This window comes from Cellulomonas jepli (assembly GCF_047229345.1).
GTDB lineage: Bacteria > Actinomycetota > Actinomycetes > Actinomycetales > Cellulomonadaceae > Cellulomonas_A.
This window is the reverse complement of sequence record NZ_JBFTER010000117.1, coordinates 1-15,011: the sequence shown is the minus strand read 5'-3', so window position 1 is coordinate 15,011 and position 15,011 is coordinate 1. Positions and strand designations below refer to the sequence as shown.

At 74.5% G+C, this 15,011-nt stretch carries 14 protein-coding genes; 7 read left to right on the top strand and 7 right to left on the bottom strand.

The window, feature by feature from the left end; genetic code table 11:
• The 3 genes from AB6N24_RS20130 to AB6N24_RS20120 form a co-directional block, all read right to left on the bottom strand.
• A partial coding sequence (locus AB6N24_RS20130; RefSeq protein WP_412871148.1) for a protein kinase domain-containing protein occupies positions 1-820 on the bottom strand: 820 nt, incomplete at its 3' end.
• A 155-nt stretch (positions 821-975) separates the two neighbouring features.
• Positions 976-2,079: a Gfo/Idh/MocA family protein gene (locus AB6N24_RS20125; RefSeq protein WP_412871147.1), complete on the bottom strand. Its 1,104-nt coding sequence runs from the start codon at positions 2,077-2,079 to the stop codon at positions 976-978.
• A 76-nt stretch (positions 2,080-2,155) separates the two neighbouring features.
• Entirely contained in the window at positions 2,156-4,474 is a 2,319-nt protein-coding gene (locus AB6N24_RS20120; RefSeq protein ID WP_412871146.1) for an MMPL family transporter, read from the bottom strand.
• Between the two features lie 130 nt (positions 4,475-4,604).
• Between AB6N24_RS20120 and AB6N24_RS20115 the strand changes: the two genes are divergently transcribed.
• Positions 4,605-5,102, top strand: coding sequence for a MarR family winged helix-turn-helix transcriptional regulator (locus AB6N24_RS20115; RefSeq protein WP_412871145.1), 498 nt, complete (start codon positions 4,605-4,607; stop codon positions 5,100-5,102).
• Between the two features lie 113 nt (positions 5,103-5,215).
• A complete protein-coding gene (gene lipB, locus AB6N24_RS20110) occupies positions 5,216-5,944 on the top strand; it encodes a lipoyl(octanoyl) transferase LipB (protein WP_412871144.1) in 729 nt (242 codons plus the stop codon).
• A gap of 39 nt (positions 5,945-5,983) precedes the next feature.
• Here the strand turns inward: lipB and AB6N24_RS20105 are convergent, their stop codons facing one another.
• Positions 5,984-6,487: a flavodoxin domain-containing protein gene (locus AB6N24_RS20105; RefSeq protein WP_412871143.1), complete on the bottom strand. Its 504-nt coding sequence runs from the start codon at positions 6,485-6,487 to the stop codon at positions 5,984-5,986.
• A 176-nt stretch (positions 6,488-6,663) separates the two neighbouring features.
• Here AB6N24_RS20105 and lipA point away from each other — a divergent pair, with 176 nt between their 5' ends.
• From lipA to AB6N24_RS20090, 3 genes are all read left to right on the top strand, one after another.
• On the top strand, positions 6,664-7,665 hold the full coding sequence (gene lipA / locus AB6N24_RS20100; protein ID WP_183294518.1) for a lipoyl synthase: 1,002 nt from the start codon (positions 6,664-6,666) through the stop codon (positions 7,663-7,665).
• Positions 7,666-7,717: 52 nt separating this feature from the next.
• Positions 7,718-8,425: a DUF4191 domain-containing protein gene (locus AB6N24_RS20095; RefSeq protein WP_412871142.1), complete on the top strand. Its 708-nt coding sequence runs from the start codon at positions 7,718-7,720 to the stop codon at positions 8,423-8,425.
• Between the two features lie 160 nt (positions 8,426-8,585).
• Entirely contained in the window at positions 8,586-9,182 is a 597-nt protein-coding gene (locus tag AB6N24_RS20090; RefSeq protein WP_412871141.1) for a class I SAM-dependent methyltransferase, read from the top strand.
• A 108-nt stretch (positions 9,183-9,290) separates the two neighbouring features.
• Here the strand turns inward: AB6N24_RS20090 and AB6N24_RS20085 are convergent, their stop codons facing one another.
• Entirely contained in the window at positions 9,291-9,725 is a 435-nt protein-coding gene (locus AB6N24_RS20085; RefSeq protein ID WP_412871140.1) for an RDD family protein, read from the bottom strand.
• A 175-nt stretch (positions 9,726-9,900) separates the two neighbouring features.
• Here AB6N24_RS20085 and glnA point away from each other — a divergent pair, with 175 nt between their 5' ends.
• Entirely contained in the window at positions 9,901-11,325 is a 1,425-nt protein-coding gene (gene glnA, locus AB6N24_RS20080; RefSeq protein WP_258723583.1) for a type I glutamate--ammonia ligase, read from the top strand.
• 91 nt (positions 11,326-11,416) lie between these two features.
• Here glnA and AB6N24_RS20075 read toward each other — a convergent pair whose 3' ends face one another.
• Positions 11,417-12,430 carry a LacI family DNA-binding transcriptional regulator gene (locus tag AB6N24_RS20075; protein ID WP_412871149.1) on the bottom strand — a complete coding sequence of 338 codons (1,014 nt, stop codon included), beginning with the start codon at positions 12,428-12,430 and terminating at the stop codon, positions 11,417-11,419.
• A 231-nt stretch (positions 12,431-12,661) separates the two neighbouring features.
• On the opposite strand from AB6N24_RS20075, the gene AB6N24_RS20070 reads away from it, so the two are divergent.
• Positions 12,662-13,957, top strand: a complete 1,296-nt coding sequence (locus AB6N24_RS20070; RefSeq protein ID WP_412871139.1) for an AI-2E family transporter — start codon at positions 12,662-12,664, stop codon at positions 13,955-13,957.
• A gap of 29 nt (positions 13,958-13,986) precedes the next feature.
• On the opposite strand, the gene AB6N24_RS20065 is transcribed toward AB6N24_RS20070, so the two are convergent.
• On the bottom strand, positions 13,987-15,011 hold a 1,025-nt coding region (locus tag AB6N24_RS20065), incomplete at its 5' end, for a [protein-PII] uridylyltransferase family protein (RefSeq protein ID WP_489672067.1).

Below are 15,011 nucleotides of genomic sequence, written 5' to 3'. Positions count from 1 at the left end.
CCGTCGCGTCGCGCGAGCCGCGGCCGGCGAGCCGGGACAGCTCCGTGCGCGCGAGCACCGCGGCGTCCGGCAGCACGACCGGCTCGGGCTGCTCGGCTCGGAAGCACGCGTCCGCGAGCGCCTGGGCGGTCGGGCGGAGCGCGGGGTCGGGGTCGGCGGCGTCGGCCAGCAGGTCACGGACGCGCGTGCCTCCGTCCCACGGCTCGTCCACCGCGGGATCGGGGACCGCGAGGTGCCGCAGCACCGTGCGTGCGAGCGCGTGGACGTCTCCCTCGGGTCCGCACCCGCTCCCGTCGTCGACCTCCGGGGCGGCGTAGCCGGGCGTCCCCGAGCCGCCGACGACGCAGCTCACGAGGTCGACGAGCACCGGCCGGCCGTCGTCGCGCACCACGACGTTGGCCGGGGAGACGTCGGAGTGCACCAGGCCGGCGGCGTGCAGCGCCGCGAGCGCGTCCGCGAGCGGGATCGCGAGCGTCACGGCCTCGCCCGGGCTCCACGGTCCACGCGCGTCGTGCAGCGCTGCGAGGCTGGCGCCGGGCACGTGGTCCGTGAGCAGCGCGCACCGGCCGTCCGGGAGCTCGAGCACGTCGCGCAGGCGGACCAGGTGCTCGTGGCCCACGTCGCGCAGCCGGTGCAGCCGGGCGCCGTGCCGGGGGTCTGCGGCGAGGTCCAGGACCCGGACGACCACGCGCGCGGCCGAGCCGTCGAGAGCGACCGCGGACCACGCGGGCCCGTCCGCACCGACGCCTACCGGTCCGACGACCCGGTACCCCGCCGTGAGCAGCGCAGCGGCGACGTCGGGCGGGGCGGCGCTGTCCATGCCGCCATCGAACCGTGCCGCGGCGCCCGCGGACCGCTGTCCACAGGTCCGGTCGCGCCCGCCCCGCGCGCTCCGCCCACGGCGACCCGCCGGCCGGCGCGGCCGGCCGAGAGGCCCCGCTGCTCCGGGCGGGCCGAGCGCTCACATCGGCAGCGTCAGCCCGCAGCCGTCGGGTCCACCTCGACGAGCCGCCCCTCGAGCGCCGACACCCGGGCGGCGTCGAGCACGCCCGCGGTGCGCACGGCGTCCCACGGGTCGACCGGCACGGGCCCGCCGTCGAGGACCCACGTGGTGACGGCCCGGTAGTAGTCCGCGTGCCCGCCGGGCGCGCGCGGGACGGGGACCCGGTCGGCCCCGTGCACGAGCCAGCCCTCGTGCTCGTCGTCCGTGACGCGCGGCGCCGCCCCGAGCACGCCGCGCGGGTGGGCGTCGTCGTGCGTGTGGCGCTCGTCGAGCGAGGCGAAGGGCGTCGGCTCCCCCTCGAAGCTCGTCACGAGATAGGCCCCCGTGTCGCCGAGGACGCGGGTCCGAGGGCCGGGTGCACCGACGAGCGCACCTGCCTGGAGGTGGCTCAGGACGCCGGGACCGCCGTCGGGGGCGGCGTGCCGCACCGCCAGGAACACGTCGTCCTCCGCGGGCGTCGTGAGGGCGCGCAGCTCGGCGTACACGCTCTCGACCGGCCCGAACAGCTGGACGGCGGAGTCGACCAGGTGCGCACCGAGGTCGAGCAGCAGCCCGCCGGCGCGCGTGTCGTTCTCCTTCCAGCGCTGCTGCGGGACGGGGCGCCACCGCTCCCAGCGGCGCTCGAAGCGGTGCACGCGCCCGAGCCGGCCCTCGTGCAGCAGCCCGAGCAGCGTGAGCTGCTCGGGGTCCCAGCGGCGGTTCTGGAAGACCGTCAGGCGCCCGCCCGAGCCCTCGGCCTCGACCGCGAGCTCGCGCGCCTCGGCGGTGCTCGGCGCGAGCGGCTTGTCGACGACGACGGGCAGGCCGGCGCGGAGCGCGGCGCGCACGTGCGCCACGTGCTCGCCGGTCGGGCTCGCGATCACGACGACGTCGAGCTCGGCGGCGTGCGTGAGGAGCCCGTCCACGTCCGGCTCGACCACGACGCCGGCCCAGTCGGCGCGGGCCTGCGCCGACCGCTCGGGGTTGCGGCTCACGACGTGCGTGACGCGCGCCCCGACCTCGCGCAGGAGCCGGGCGTGGATGCCCCGCCCCGCCGACCCGTACCCGACCAACCCGACCCGCAGGGACTCGCTCATGCGCCCCAACCTACGACGCGGGTGGCGCCGGCCGTCACCCGCGCCACCCGCGTCACGCGTCCGTGCCCGCGCCGCTTCACCCGACCGGCGCGGCCTCCGGGGAGCGCTCGGCGACCTCGGGCGACCGGTCGAGGCGCCCGAGCAGGCTCGGCCACCACGTGCGCCGGCCGAGGTCGTGCACGAGTGCCGGGACGAGCAGGCTGCGGACGACGAACGTGTCGAGCAGGACCCCGAACGCGACGAGGAAGGCGAGCTGGGCGAGGAAGAGGAGCGGGATGACGCCGAGCGCGCTGAACGTCGCCGCGAGAACGATGCCCGCGGACGTGATGACCCCGCCGGTGACGGCGAGCCCGCGCAGCACGCCCTCGCGCGTGCCGAACTGCAGCGCCTCCTCGCGCACGCGCGTCATCAGGAAGATCGAGTAGTCGACCCCCAGCGCGACGAGGAACGTGAACGCGTAGAGCGGCACCGCCGGGTCGGCGCCCGGGTACCCGAGCACGTTGTTGAACACGATCGCCCCCACCCCGAGCGCTGCCCCGAACGAGAGGACGTTCGCGAGCACGAGCAGCACCGCGGCGACGACCGAGCGCAGCAGCAGCATGAGGATGAGCAGGATCACGAGCAGCACGACCGGGACGATGACCCGCAGGTCCCGTGCGCCGGCGACCTGCGTGTCGAGCGTCTGCGCCGCGGCGCCGCCGACGAGCGCGTCGGGCGAGACGTCCGCGAGCGCCTCGCGCAGGTCCTCGACGGTGCCCACGGCGGCCTGCGTGTCGGCCGCCTCTTGCGTCGCCACGTCGACCCGGACGCGCCCGTCGACGACGACCGGGGGCGCGGGCTCGGCGGCCGGACCGCCGACGCCGCCGGGCGCCCCGCCGCTCTCGCCCGTGTACACCGTCACCGCGTCGACGCCGTCGACGCCCTCGGCCGTCTCGACGACGGCGTCGAGGTCCTCCTCGGGCGCCACCACCAGGATCGGCTGGGTCGCGCCTGCCGGGAAGTGGTCGGAGAGCACCTCCTCGCCGGCGACCGCGTCGACCTCGACGAGGAACACGTCCGACTGGTTGGTGCCGCCCGCGTTCAGCGTCGGCAGGAACGCCGCGCAGGCGACGAGGAGCAGCGCCGTCGCGACCCACACCCGGCGCGCGCGGCGGCCGACGAACCGTGCGACCCTCCCCCACAGGCCGGTGAGCACCTCGGCGGTCGGCCGACGGTGGCCCGGGCCGTCGTGCTCCGCACCTGCGGCGACCTGGGGCCGGCTGGGCCAGAACAGCACGCGCGCGCGGGACCCGGGGACGAGGAGCAGCGCCGGCAGCAGCGTGAGCGAGGCGACGAACGCGGACGCGATGCCGATGGCGGCGACCGGACCGAGGCTCGAGTTGGACTTGAGGTCCGAGAGCAGCAGGCACAGCAGCCCGGCGATCACGGTGCCGGCGCTCGCGGCGATGGGCTCGATCGACGCCCGCACGGCGCGCCGCATCGCGGTGAACGGGCTCTGCACCCCGCGCAGCTCCTCGCGGTACCGCGCGACGAGCAGGAGCGCGTAGTCGACCGCGGCGCCGACCACGAGGATCGAGAGGATGCCCTGCGACTGCCCGTTGAGCGTGAGCACGTCGTTCGCCGCGAGCTGGTACACGACGAGGGCGGCGGCGCACAGCGCGAACACCGCGGAGAAGATCACGACGAACGGCAGGAACGGCGACCGGTACACGATCACGAGGATGAGCAGGACCGCGCTGAGCGCGACGAGCAGCAGCACGCCGTCGATCCCGCCGAACGCGTTCGACAGGTCGGCGACGAACCCGCCCGGTCCGGTGACCCACGCCTGGAGCCCGAGCTCCCCGGCGTCGTCCGCGCTCGCGCCGAGCTCGGCCGCGAGCGCGTCGCGCAGCGCCTGGACCGACGCGCCGGTCACGCTCTCGTCGTCCGCGAGGCGACCCTCGGCGGCGTCGCCGTCGAGGGACAGGGGGACGAGCACCGCCTCGCCGTCCTCGGACGGGACCGCGACGGCCGGGCCGGTGAGCACGTCCCCGAGGGTCGCGGGGTCGCCGGCTGCGGCGTCGGCGCCGGGGAGCTCGAGGTCGGCGACCGACCGGGCGAACTCCTGCGCCGCGGTGATCTGCTCGGGTGACAGGGCTCCCCCGCCCTGCCCCTCGAGCACGACGAGCACGGGTAGGGTCTCCGAGTCGACGAAGGCGCGCCCCGCCTCGGCCGCGCGCGTGGACTCCGCGGACGAGGGCAGGAACGCGGCGGAGTCGTTGGTCTGGACCTGCGAGAGCTTGCCCTGCGCCATCCCCCCGAAGGCTCCGACGGCGAGCCAGACGGCGAGGACGGCGACCAGGGCCAGCGCGCGCAGAGCGGCCCGACCAGATTTACTCAGCATGCTGAGTATCATGAGGCAGTGGTGCGCGACGCGCAACACGTGCTCAGCATGCTGAGCATCTGGCGAGCGCCGCGGCGCGGGGACGGGGGTGGGCGTGGTCGACGACGCGCGTGCTCCCGGCGCCGCAGCCCCCTGGGCGCGGATGGCCTCCGACGACCCCGCCGACTGGCCGGTCGGCCGGCTGCTGTCCGCCGCCGCGCGACGCGTCGAGCGCGAGTGGAACGCCCACCTCGCCGGCTGGGACCTCAACCACGCGAGCCTGCCCGTGCTCGTGCTCCTCGCGCACGAGCCGCGCTCGCAGCGCGAGCTCGCCGACGCGTGCAGCGTGACCGAGCAGACGATGAGCCGCATCCTCGCCCGCATGGAGCGCACCGGGTACGTGACCCGCGCGCCGCACGCCACGGACCGGCGCAAGATCGTCCTCGCGATCACGGACGCGGGCCGCGAGGTCGCGGTCAAGGCGTCCGACCGGCGCCCCGCCGACGCCATGACGACCCGCGGGCTCACCCCGGAGCAGGTCGAGCAGCTGCGGGCGCTGCTGGCGGTCGTCGCCCGGCCCGCGACGGGGACCGGGTCGACCGACGACGCCGGCGACGACGGGCGCGACGACGTGTGCCCCGCCGAGGACCGCACCGCCTGAGGCGCACCGCCTGAGCCGCACCGCTCGGACCGCGGCCTCCAGCGCCGCGCGTGGCCGGCCGGTGCGACGACCGTCACGCCGCCGACGCGCGGACCCGGGGTTAGCCTGGCGCCATGCAGTTCGTCGAGCTCGACCTGGGTGCCCGCCTCCAGCCGTACCGGCCGACGTGGGACCTCCAGCGCGAGGTGCACGCCGAGGTCGCCGGAGGCACCCGCGAGGACACCGTGCTCCTGTGCGAGCACGAGGACGTGTACACGGCGGGGCGGCGCACGGCGTCGTGGGACCGGCCCGTCGACGGCACACCCGTGGTCGACGTCGACCGCGGCGGCCGCATCACCTGGCACGGGCCCGGCCAGCTCGTCGGCTACCCGATCGTGCGGCTCGCGCAGCCCATCGACGTCGTGCGCTACGTGCGCGCGCTCGAGGAGACGCTGATCCGCACGTGCGCCGACCTGGGCCTGACCGCCGTCCGCGTCGACGGGCGCTCCGGCGTGTGGTTCGCGGCCGAGCCCGAGAGCCCTCGTGGTCCGCTCCGGGAGCGTAAGGTCGCCGCGATCGGCGTCCGGGTCGCCAAGGGCGTCACGATGCACGGCTTCGCGCTCAACTGCGAACCGGACCTCGACGCGTTCGGCCGGATCGTGCCGTGCGGGATCCCCGACGCGGACGTCACGTCCCTCACCGCCGAGACGGGCCGCCGCGTGAGCATCGCCGAGGTGCTCCCGCTCGTGCGCACGCACCTCGAGGCCGCGCTCGCGCCGGTGCGCCTCGCCACCGCGGCCGCGCCGGCCGGCGGGGACACCGCCCCCGTCGACGCCCCGGACGCGGTACCCGCGCTGCCCTGACCGCCTTCCCCGCGGCCGGGCTGCGCGGGTCGTCGTGGGTCAGCGCAGCGCGCCGTGGGGAGCGAGCTCGTCGGCGACCCCCGCGGCCCACCCGCGGACCGCGTCGAGGTCACGGAAGTCGCCCTGCTCGGCGTCGATCAGGGCGACGAGCGCCCGCTCGGCGAGCCCGAGGGTGCGCCGGTCGAGCCGCCCCCCGAAGACCTGCGGCGCGTGCGCCCCGGTCTGCGCCGCGAGCACGCCCACGTCGTCGGGCACCGTGGGCGGGCTGAGCGGGTCGCCGACCGGCCCGGACCAGAACAGCCACACGGGCCGCGCCCGCAGCTGCCCGCCCTGGCGCTCGACCAGGTACCGCAGCCCGGCGCCGAGCCGCCCGGCGTAGACCGCGGAGCCCAGCACGACCGCGGCGTACGGCTCGACCGTGCCCACGTCCTCGGGCTCGAGCTCGTCGACGTCGTGCCCTGCGGAGCGCAGCACGTCGGCCACGACCGTCCCGATCTCCCGCGTCGCGCCGTGGCGCGAGGCCACCGTCACCAGGATGCGCATCTCGAACCCCCTCCGCCGTCGTGCGGTCGCCTTCGTCCCGCTCGTCCCTCTCAGCGTCACCGTCGCAGGGGCGTCCGGCATGGGTCGGAGGTCCCGTTATTCCCGCTCTCGCCTGTGATGCGTGCCTCCCGCTGCGCACCGCGAGGGCCCGCGCCCGCTGACGTAGGGTGAGGATCGTGACGATCGCACCCGAGGGCCGGCGCATGCTCCGCGTCGAGGCACGCAACGCGCAGACGCCGATCGAGAAGAAGCCCGACTGGATCAAGACGCGCGCGACGATGGGCCCGGAGTACAGCGAGCTCAAGGGCCTGGTGAAGCGCGAGGGCCTGCACACGGTGTGCGAGGAGGCGGGCTGCCCCAACATCTTCGAGTGCTGGGAGGACCGCGAGGCGACCTTCCTCATCGGTGGCGACCAGTGCACGCGCCGCTGCGACTTCTGCCAGATCGACACCGGCAAGCCCGCGGACTTCGACGCCGACGAGCCCCGTCGCGTCGCGGAGTCCGTCCAGGCGATGGGCCTGAAGTACGCGACCGTGACGGGCGTCGCCCGCGACGACCTGCCCGACGGCGGCGCGTGGCTGTACGCCGAGACGGTCCGCCGGATCCACGCGCTCAACGCCGGGACCGGCGTCGAGCTGCTCATCCCCGACTTCAACGCGGTGCCCGAGCTGATCGGCGAGGTGTTCTCCTCGCGGCCCGAGGTGCTCGCGCACAACCTCGAGACCGTGCCGCGCATCTTCAAGGAGATCCGCCCGGGCTTCCGCTACGACCGCTCGCTGTCGGTGCTGACGGCGGCGCGCGAGGCCGGCCTGGTGACCAAGTCGAACCTCATCCTCGGGATGGGCGAGACGATGGAGGAGGCCGCGGAGGCCCTGCAGGACCTGCACGACGCGGGCTGCGACCTCATCACGATCACCCAGTACCTGCGCCCCTCGGTGCGCCACCACCCCGTCGCGCGCTGGGTGCGCCCCGAGGAGTTCGTGGCGCTGTCCGACGAGGCCGAGCGCATCGGCTTCCTCGGCGTCATGGCCGGCCCGCTCGTGCGCTCGTCGTACCGTGCGGGGCGCCTGTGGGGCCAGGCCATGCGCCGCCGCGGTCAGGAGATCCCGGCCGCGCTCGCGCACCTCGGCGAGGAGCGGTCCTCGCGCCAGGAGGCGTCGAGCCTGCTCGCCCGCTGAGGTCGACGGGAGAGGCGTCCGGCGCGTCGGGCGACGACTAGACTTTCCCACCATGGCCCGCGAGAAGACCGTCAAGCCGCCCAAGGTGAAGAAGACCCGGTGGTACCACCAGGTCTGGCAGGCGTACCAGATGACCCGCCGGAACGACCCGGCGGTCACGTGGTACGTGCTCGGCGCGTTCGTCGGGATCATCGCGGTCGGCCTCGTCATCGGCCTGCTGACGGGCCACCCGTTCTACGCGCTGTTCGTGAGCCTCCCGTTCGCGCTGCTCGCCGCGATGTTCATCCTCGCGCGACGCGCCGAGACGGCCGCGTACACCCAGATCGAGGGTCAGCCCGGCGCGTCCCGTGCGGCGCTCGGCACGATCCGACGCGGCTGGACGTTCGCGGAGGAGCCGGTCGCGGTCGACCCCCGCACCCAGGACCTGGTGTTCCGCGGCGTCGGCCGGGCAGGCGTCGTCCTCGTGGGCGAGGGCCCCGCGCCGCGCATCGCCAAGCTGCTCGAGGCCGAGCGCAAGCGCACCGCACGCGTCCTGTCGGGCGTACCGATCACGCTGATCCAGGCCGGCAACGGCGAGGGCCAGGTGCCGCTGCGCAAGCTCCCGCGCGCGGTCACGCGCCTCAAGCCGACGCTCACGAAGCAGGAGACCGGCGAGGTGCTCAAGCGCCTCACCGCCCTCGGCGCCGCCCGGCTGCCGCTGCCCAAGGGCATCGACCCGATGCGCGCGCGCCCGGACCGCAAGGGCATGCGCGGGCGCTGACCGGCCCCTTCCGGTCGGCCCTTTCCCGGGGCCGACCAGCCGTGGCGGCGCCCGCCGCGTCACCGGCGGTCACGCCTCGGGCGGCACGCTCCCGCGGTGGCACGCTCGCGGGGCGGCACGTTGCCGCCGCACGAAGGACCCACGCGCTACCGTCCGGGTCGTGCCGACGCCGTACTGGAACCACAACACGCACTACCACCCGCTCGCGCTGCGGTACGTGCGGCCAGGCACGCGCGCGCTCGACGTGAGCAGCGGCGAAGGGCTGCTGACCCGACGGGCCGTCGCCGCGGGCGCCTCCGAGGCGACGGGCCTCGACACCGACCCGGCCGAGACGGCGCGGGCGACACAGGCAGCCGGGGGCGACGAGCGCCTGCGCTACGCGACGGGCGACGTGCTGACCGCGCCCCTCGACGAGCACGCCTACGACCTCGTCACGTGCGTCGCGACGCTGCACCACCTCGACCTGGACGCGGGCCTGCGTCGGCTGCGCGCGCTCACGGCGCCGGGCGGGCACGTCGTCGTCGTCGGGCTCGCCCGCGTCGGCTCCCCCGCCGACCTGGCGCTGTCCGTCGCGGGCGTCCCGGCAGCGGCTGTCGCGCGGCGGCTGCGGGGCGAGTGGGAGCACGGCTCGCCGGTCACCGAGCCCCGGGTGACCTACGCGGACGTGCGCGACGCCGCCCGCCGCCACCTGCCCGGTGCGCGCTGGCGGCGGCACCTGTACTGGCGCTACAGCCTCACGTGGCAGGCGCCCCGCTGACCTCCGACGTGCTGACCCCGGACTCACCCGACGCCTGCCACCCGCGGGTGCCGGACCGGTGCGCTGCCGACGCCCGCGGCGGCCGGCGGTCCGACTCCGCCGCCGACCTCAACGTCGGACGATGACCGTCCCAGCCGTCCGGTCGTGGAGACCACGCCCGTCGGCGTCCCACACGACGGCCGGCACGACGAGGCAGAGCAGCACCGTGCGGACGAGCGCGAGCAGCAGGCCGGGCGGCGTGCCCGGGCTCGCCAGGCGCTGGACGCGCAGGCGCAGGGCGCGGTGGCCGAGGGTCGTGCCGAGCGTGCTCACGAGCAGCACGTTCTCGAGCGCGAACACCCCGAGCGTCGCCATCGGGTCCCGGTCGAAGAACGCGGCCGAGATGAGCAGGCAGACCGCCCAGTCGAGCGCGAGGGCCGCGAGCCGGCGCCCGACCGGCGCCAGAGAGCCGGCTCCCGTCGCGGGCAGGCCGAGCCGCGAGCCCTGCCCCTCGCCGGACGGGCCGCCCTCGAGCCACGAACCCATCCCCGCGCGCTGCTCCATGCGGCTAGCCTAACCAGCGGACCGGGCGCCGCCGTCGCCCGCGCGTGCGACCGATCGTTACGTGCGGAGCCCCCGCGTAACAGCGCGGAAACATGAGGTACACGGCCGGGTAACGCCCCCCACCTAGCCTCGAGGCGCCCGGACAGCGGGCGTTTCACAACCCGAGGAGCAGCGGATGTTCAGCAAGCCGGAGGAAGTCCTGGCGTTCATCAAGAGCGAGGACGTGAAGTTCGTCGACGTCCGGTTCTGTGACCTGCCCGGCGTGATGCAGCACTTCAACGTCCCGGCGTACTCGCTGGACCTGGACTTCTTCACCGACGGCCAGATGTTCGACGGCTCGTCGATCCGTGGCTTCCAGGCGATCCACGAGTCGGACATGAAGCTCATCCCCGACCTCTCGACGGCCTACCTCGACCCGTTCCGGACCGAGAAGACGCTGAACATCAACTTCCACATCGTCGACCCGTACACCGACGAGCCGTACAGCCGCGACCCGCGTCAGGTCGCCGCCAAGGCCGAGGCGTACCTGCGCTCGACGGGCATCGCGGACACGGCGTTCTTCGCCCCCGAGGCCGAGTTCTACATCTTCGACGACGTGCGCTTCGAGACGAAGCAGAACGCGTCGTACTACTACATCGACTCCATCGAGGCCGCCTGGAACACGGGCCGCGTCGAGGAGGGTGGCAACCTCGGCCACAAGACCCCCTACAAGGGCGGCTACTTCCCCGTCCCGCCGGTCGACATGTTCGCCGACCTGCGCGACAAGATCTCGCTGCAGCTCGACGCCCTGGGCCTCGGCGTGGAGCGCGCGCACCACGAGGTCGGCACGGCCGGCCAGGCGGAGATCAACTACCGCTTCGACGAGCTCGGCAAGTCGGCCGACAAGGTCCAGCTCTTCAAGTACGTCGTGAAGAACGTCGCGCACGAGGCCGGCAAGACGGCGACCTTCATGCCGAAGCCCCTCTTCGGCGACAACGGCTCGGGCATGCACGTGCACCAGTCCCTGTGGAAGGACGGCAAGCCGCTGTTCTTCGACGAGAAGGGCTACGGCGGCCTGTCCGACCTCGCGCGCTGGTACATCGGCGGCCTGCTCAAGCACGCGCCCTCGCTGCTCGCGTTCACGAACCCGACGGTGAACTCCTACCACCGCCTGGTCCCGGGCTTCGAGGCGCCGGTCAACCTGGTCTACTCGGCGCGCAACCGCTCCGCGTGCATCCGCATCCCGGTCACGGGCTCCAACCCGAAGGCCAAGCGCATCGAGTTCCGCGTGCCCGACCCGTCGAGCAACCCGTACCTCGCGTTCGCGGCGATGCTCATGGCCGGCCTCGACGGGATCCAGAACCGCATCGAGCCGCCGGAGCCGGTCGACAAGGACCTCTACGAGCTGCCCCCCGAGGAGCACGCGCTCATCCAGCAGGTCCCGGGCTCGCTCGCCGAGGTGCTCGACAACCTCGAGGCCGACCACGACTTCCTCACGGCGGGCGGCGTGTTCACGCCCGACCTGATCGCGACGTGGATCGACTACAAGCGCTCGCACGAGGTCGACCCGATCCGTCTGCGCCCGCACCCCCACGAGTTCGAGCTCTACTACGACGTCTGATCGGCTGCTCCCGATCAGTGCGGGCGAGGGGCGTTCCTGGCAGCTGCCAGGGGCGCCCCTCGGCCGTTGTCGAGGCGGGGAGCGCCGGACGTCAGGCGTCGCGCGTGGGCGCCGGGGCGCAGGACTGCCGCTCGACGAGCTCGGTCGGCAGCGAGACGTGCGTCTGGGCGGGCGAGCGGCCCTCGACGAGGTCGATGAGCATGCGGACCGCCTGGTAGCCCATCTCCTGGATGGGCTGGGCGACCGTGGTCAGCTGTGGGACGGCGAGCGCCGACTCGGGCACGTTGTCGAAGCCGATCACCGACAGGTCCTCGGGCACGCGCAGCCCGAGGCCCTGCGCCACCTGCATCGTGCGGATGGCCGAGAGGTCGTTGGCCGCGAAGATCGCCGTGGGCGGGTCGTCGAGCGCGAGGAGCTCGCGCGCCGGCTGCTCGGCGGACTCGGGCCGGTAGCCGCCCACGCGGATCAGCTCGGGGTCGACCTCGACGCCCGCGGCCTCGAGCGCGTTGCGGTAGCCCTCCTCGCGCAGGCGGGCCGACTCGAGGTCGAGGCGACCGCCGAGGAAGCCGATCCGCCGGTGGCCGAGGCCGAGCAGGTGCTCCGTCGCGAGCATCGCGCCCTTGAGGTTGTCGGAGTCGACGGTCGGCATGCCGGAGCGGCCCGTGTGCGGGTCGACCGCCACCACCGGCGTCCCGTAGCGCGCGTCCACGACGGTGGGGGTCACGAGGACCGCACCGTCGATCAGCGTCCCCGAGAGGCGCGAGAGGTACCGGCGCTCCCAGCCGACGAGCTCCTCGGCCGCGCCGCTCGCGGAGTAGGCGACGATCTCGTAGCCGCTCCCCCGGATGGCGTGCGCCGCGCCCTTGAGGAGCTCGGTGCTGAACGGCTCGAAGTCGGCGACGAGGATGCCGATGACGTTCTTCTGGTGGCTGCGCAGGCTGCGCGCGACGAGGCTCGACTCGTAGCCGAGCTCGGCGATCACCGCCTGGACCCGGCTCGCGGTCTCGGCCGAGACGCCGTAGCGCTCGTTGATCACCTTCGAGACGGTCGCCACCGAGACGCCGGCCTGCCGGGCGACGTCACTGATGGTGAGCCTGCGCTGGATCTCCACGGCGCACACTGTAGCGTGTGTAAAACGTTATCGAAAACGATTGCGGTGCTGGTCGCCCCATCGGACCGTCGACCGACCGCTCCCGAGGCTGCGCGCGAGGCCCCCTTCAGCCGCCCGAGCGCGCGCTGCCGGGTGCTCGTCCGTACCGTCCACTAGGTTTCCCCCCGAGACCTGCCCGCACCGGCCCCCAGCGGCCCCGGCGCACCCCCAGTCGTTGGAGCCCGCATGACCGTGCCCGTCCTCCCGCCCCGTACGTCCGCCGCGGACCGCCGCCCTCCCGCGTGGCTCCCCCGCGCGCTCGTCATGGCCGTCGTGGCGGTGTTCGTCGGGGTGCTCACCTGGCGCGCGCTGGGCCAGCTCGGCACCGTCCTGACAATCATCGCGATCTCCTGGTTCATCTCGCTCGCGATGGAGCCGGCCGTCAAGTGGCTCGTGCAGCACCGGGTCAGGCGCGGGCTCGCGACGGGGCTCGTGATGATCGGCTCGATCGTCGGGGTCGTCGTCGTCCTCGCCCTCTTCGGCGGGCTGTTCGTCGCGCAGCTCGTCGACCTCGTGCAGGACGTCCCACGCCTGTACGCCGACCTGACGGCGATGCTCGACGAGAGCTTCGGGATCGTGCTGCCGGAGACCTCCGAGGTCCTCGAGCGGCTCGCGAACGACTGGGGCGACGACCTCGCGTTCGGGATCCTCGGCGTCGGCGGCTCGATCCTCGGGTTCTTCTTCGTCCTGTCCGCGGTCCTCCTGGTCGTCTACTACATGGTCTCGGCCGGGCCGCGGTTCCGCGCAGCCATCTGCCGGCTGCTCGCGCCGCAGCGTCAGCGCGAGGTGCTGAACATCTGGGAGGTCTCGCAGGCCAAGGTCGCCGACTTCATCAACTCGCGGCTCGTCCTCGCGGCCCTCTCGACCGCGTTCACGTTCGCCTTCCTCACGATCGTGGACGTGCCGTACGCGCTGCCGCTCGCGGCGTTCACCGGCGTCGTCTCGCAGTTCGTCCCGACGATCGGCACGTACCTCGGCGGCATCCTGCCCGTCGCGGTCGCGATCTCGGTCAGCCCGCTGACGGCCGTCGGGGTGCTCGTGTTCGTCCTCGCGTACCAGCAGGTCGAGAACCTGATCTTCGCCCCCAAGGTGTCCGCGCGCTCGCTCGAGCTCAACCCCGCCATGTCGTTCCTCGCCGTCCTCGCGTTCGGTGCGGTCTTCGGCGCGCTCGGGGCGTTCCTCGCGCTGCCCGTCGCCGCGACGATCCAGGCCGTCTCCGGGACGTACGTGCGCCGGCACGAGCTCGTGGACTCCGAGCTCCTGCGCGCCGAACCCGGCCAGACGCTCGAGCCGAAGGACCCCGAGGCCACGCGGTCGCCGGACGACAGCGGGCAGGACGACGCTCGGCACGACGACGCCGAGCACGACGCCACCGGGCACGTCCGAGCCGTCAGCGCCGCGAACGGTGGCACCGCGACCGAGCCGGACGACGACGCGGGCACGGACCCGGCACCGGGCTCCGTCCGGGACGCCCAGGCGTAGAAGACCCGCCCGACGACTGCCCGGGACGCTCAGGCGTAGAAGACCCGCTCGACGACCGCCCGGGCCCGGCGCGCCGTGCGCAGGTAGACCTCCTCGAGCTCCCCGCCCGAGCCCGGCGGGAAGCCCAGCACGCGCGCGAGCCCGGCGAGGGCCTGCCGGTCGTGCGGCAGCACGTCGGCGTGCGCTCCCCCGGTGCGCCCGCTCCACAGCACGAGCGCGTCACGCAGGCGGGAGGCGAGCTCCCACGCGTCGGTCAGCTCCCGGCAGTCGTCGGGATCGAGCAGGCCCGCTCCGGCCGCGGCGTCGAGCGCCTCGAGCGTCGCGGTCGTGCGCAGGCCGGGGACGCGGTGCGCGTGCTCGAGCTGGAGCAGCTGGGCCGTCCACTCGACGTCGGAGATGCCACCCCGGCCGAGCTTGAGGTGGCGTGCCGGGTCGACCCCGCGCGGCAGGCGCTCGGCCTCCACGCGGGCCTTGACGCGCCGCACCTCGCGGACCGTGGCGGCGTCGAGCCCGCCCTCGGGGTAGCGCAACGGTGCGACGAGACCGACGAAGCGGCGCCCGAGCTCCTCGTCGCCGGCGACCGGACGCGCGCGCAGCAGCGCCTGGCTCTCCCACGGAGAGGACCAGCGCCCGTAGTACTCCGCGTAGGCGTCGAACGAGCGGGTCAGCGGGCCGTTGCGACCCTCGGGGCGCAGGTCGGCGTCGACCTCGAGCGCCGGCTCCGGGCCGACCTCGCCGAGCATCTGCCGGATGCGGGTCGCGACCGTGAGGGCGAACTGCTGCGCACCGGTGGGGTCGGCGCCCGGGACCGGGTCGTGCACGAACAGCACGTCCGCGTCCGAGGAGTACCCCATCTCGCGCCCGCCCAGCCGGCCCATCGCGACGACGAGGAGCCGGGTCGGGTCGTCGTCGAGGCCGTGCTCCCGGCGCGCCTCGGCCCGCGCGACGCGCAGCGCGCCCGCGAGCACGACGTCCGCCGCGGTCGTCAGGCTCTGCGACGCGCGCGTGCTGATCACGACGCCGAGCACGTCCGCGGCGGCCGTGCGCGCGAGCT

What these genes read in the sequence shown, in the direction of transcription:
- lipB (WP_412871144.1), top strand. Translation starts at nt 5,216, where the DNA reads ATGCAGTTCGTCGAGCTCGACCTGGGTGCCCGCCTCCAGCCGTACCGG.
- glnA (WP_258723583.1), top strand. Translation starts at nt 9,901, where the DNA reads ATGTTCAGCAAGCCGGAGGAAGTCCTGGCGTTCATCAAGAGCGAGGAC.
- AB6N24_RS20095 (WP_412871142.1), top strand. Translation starts at nt 7,718, where the DNA reads ATGGCCCGCGAGAAGACCGTCAAGCCGCCCAAGGTGAAGAAGACCCGG.
- AB6N24_RS20115 (WP_412871145.1), top strand. Translation starts at nt 4,605, where the DNA reads ATGGCCTCCGACGACCCCGCCGACTGGCCGGTCGGCCGGCTGCTGTCC.
- AB6N24_RS20120 (WP_412871146.1), bottom strand. Translation starts at nt 4,474, where the DNA reads ATGATACTCAGCATGCTGAGTAAATCTGGTCGGGCCGCTCTGCGCGCG.
- AB6N24_RS20085 (WP_412871140.1), bottom strand. Translation starts at nt 9,725, where the DNA reads ATGGAGCAGCGCGCGGGGATGGGTTCGTGGCTCGAGGGCGGCCCGTCC.
- AB6N24_RS20105 (WP_412871143.1), bottom strand. Translation starts at nt 6,487, where the DNA reads ATGCGCATCCTGGTGACGGTGGCCTCGCGCCACGGCGCGACGCGGGAG.
- AB6N24_RS20070 (WP_412871139.1), top strand. Translation starts at nt 12,662, where the DNA reads ATGACCGTGCCCGTCCTCCCGCCCCGTACGTCCGCCGCGGACCGCCGC.
- AB6N24_RS20125 (WP_412871147.1), bottom strand. Translation starts at nt 2,079, where the DNA reads ATGAGCGAGTCCCTGCGGGTCGGGTTGGTCGGGTACGGGTCGGCGGGG.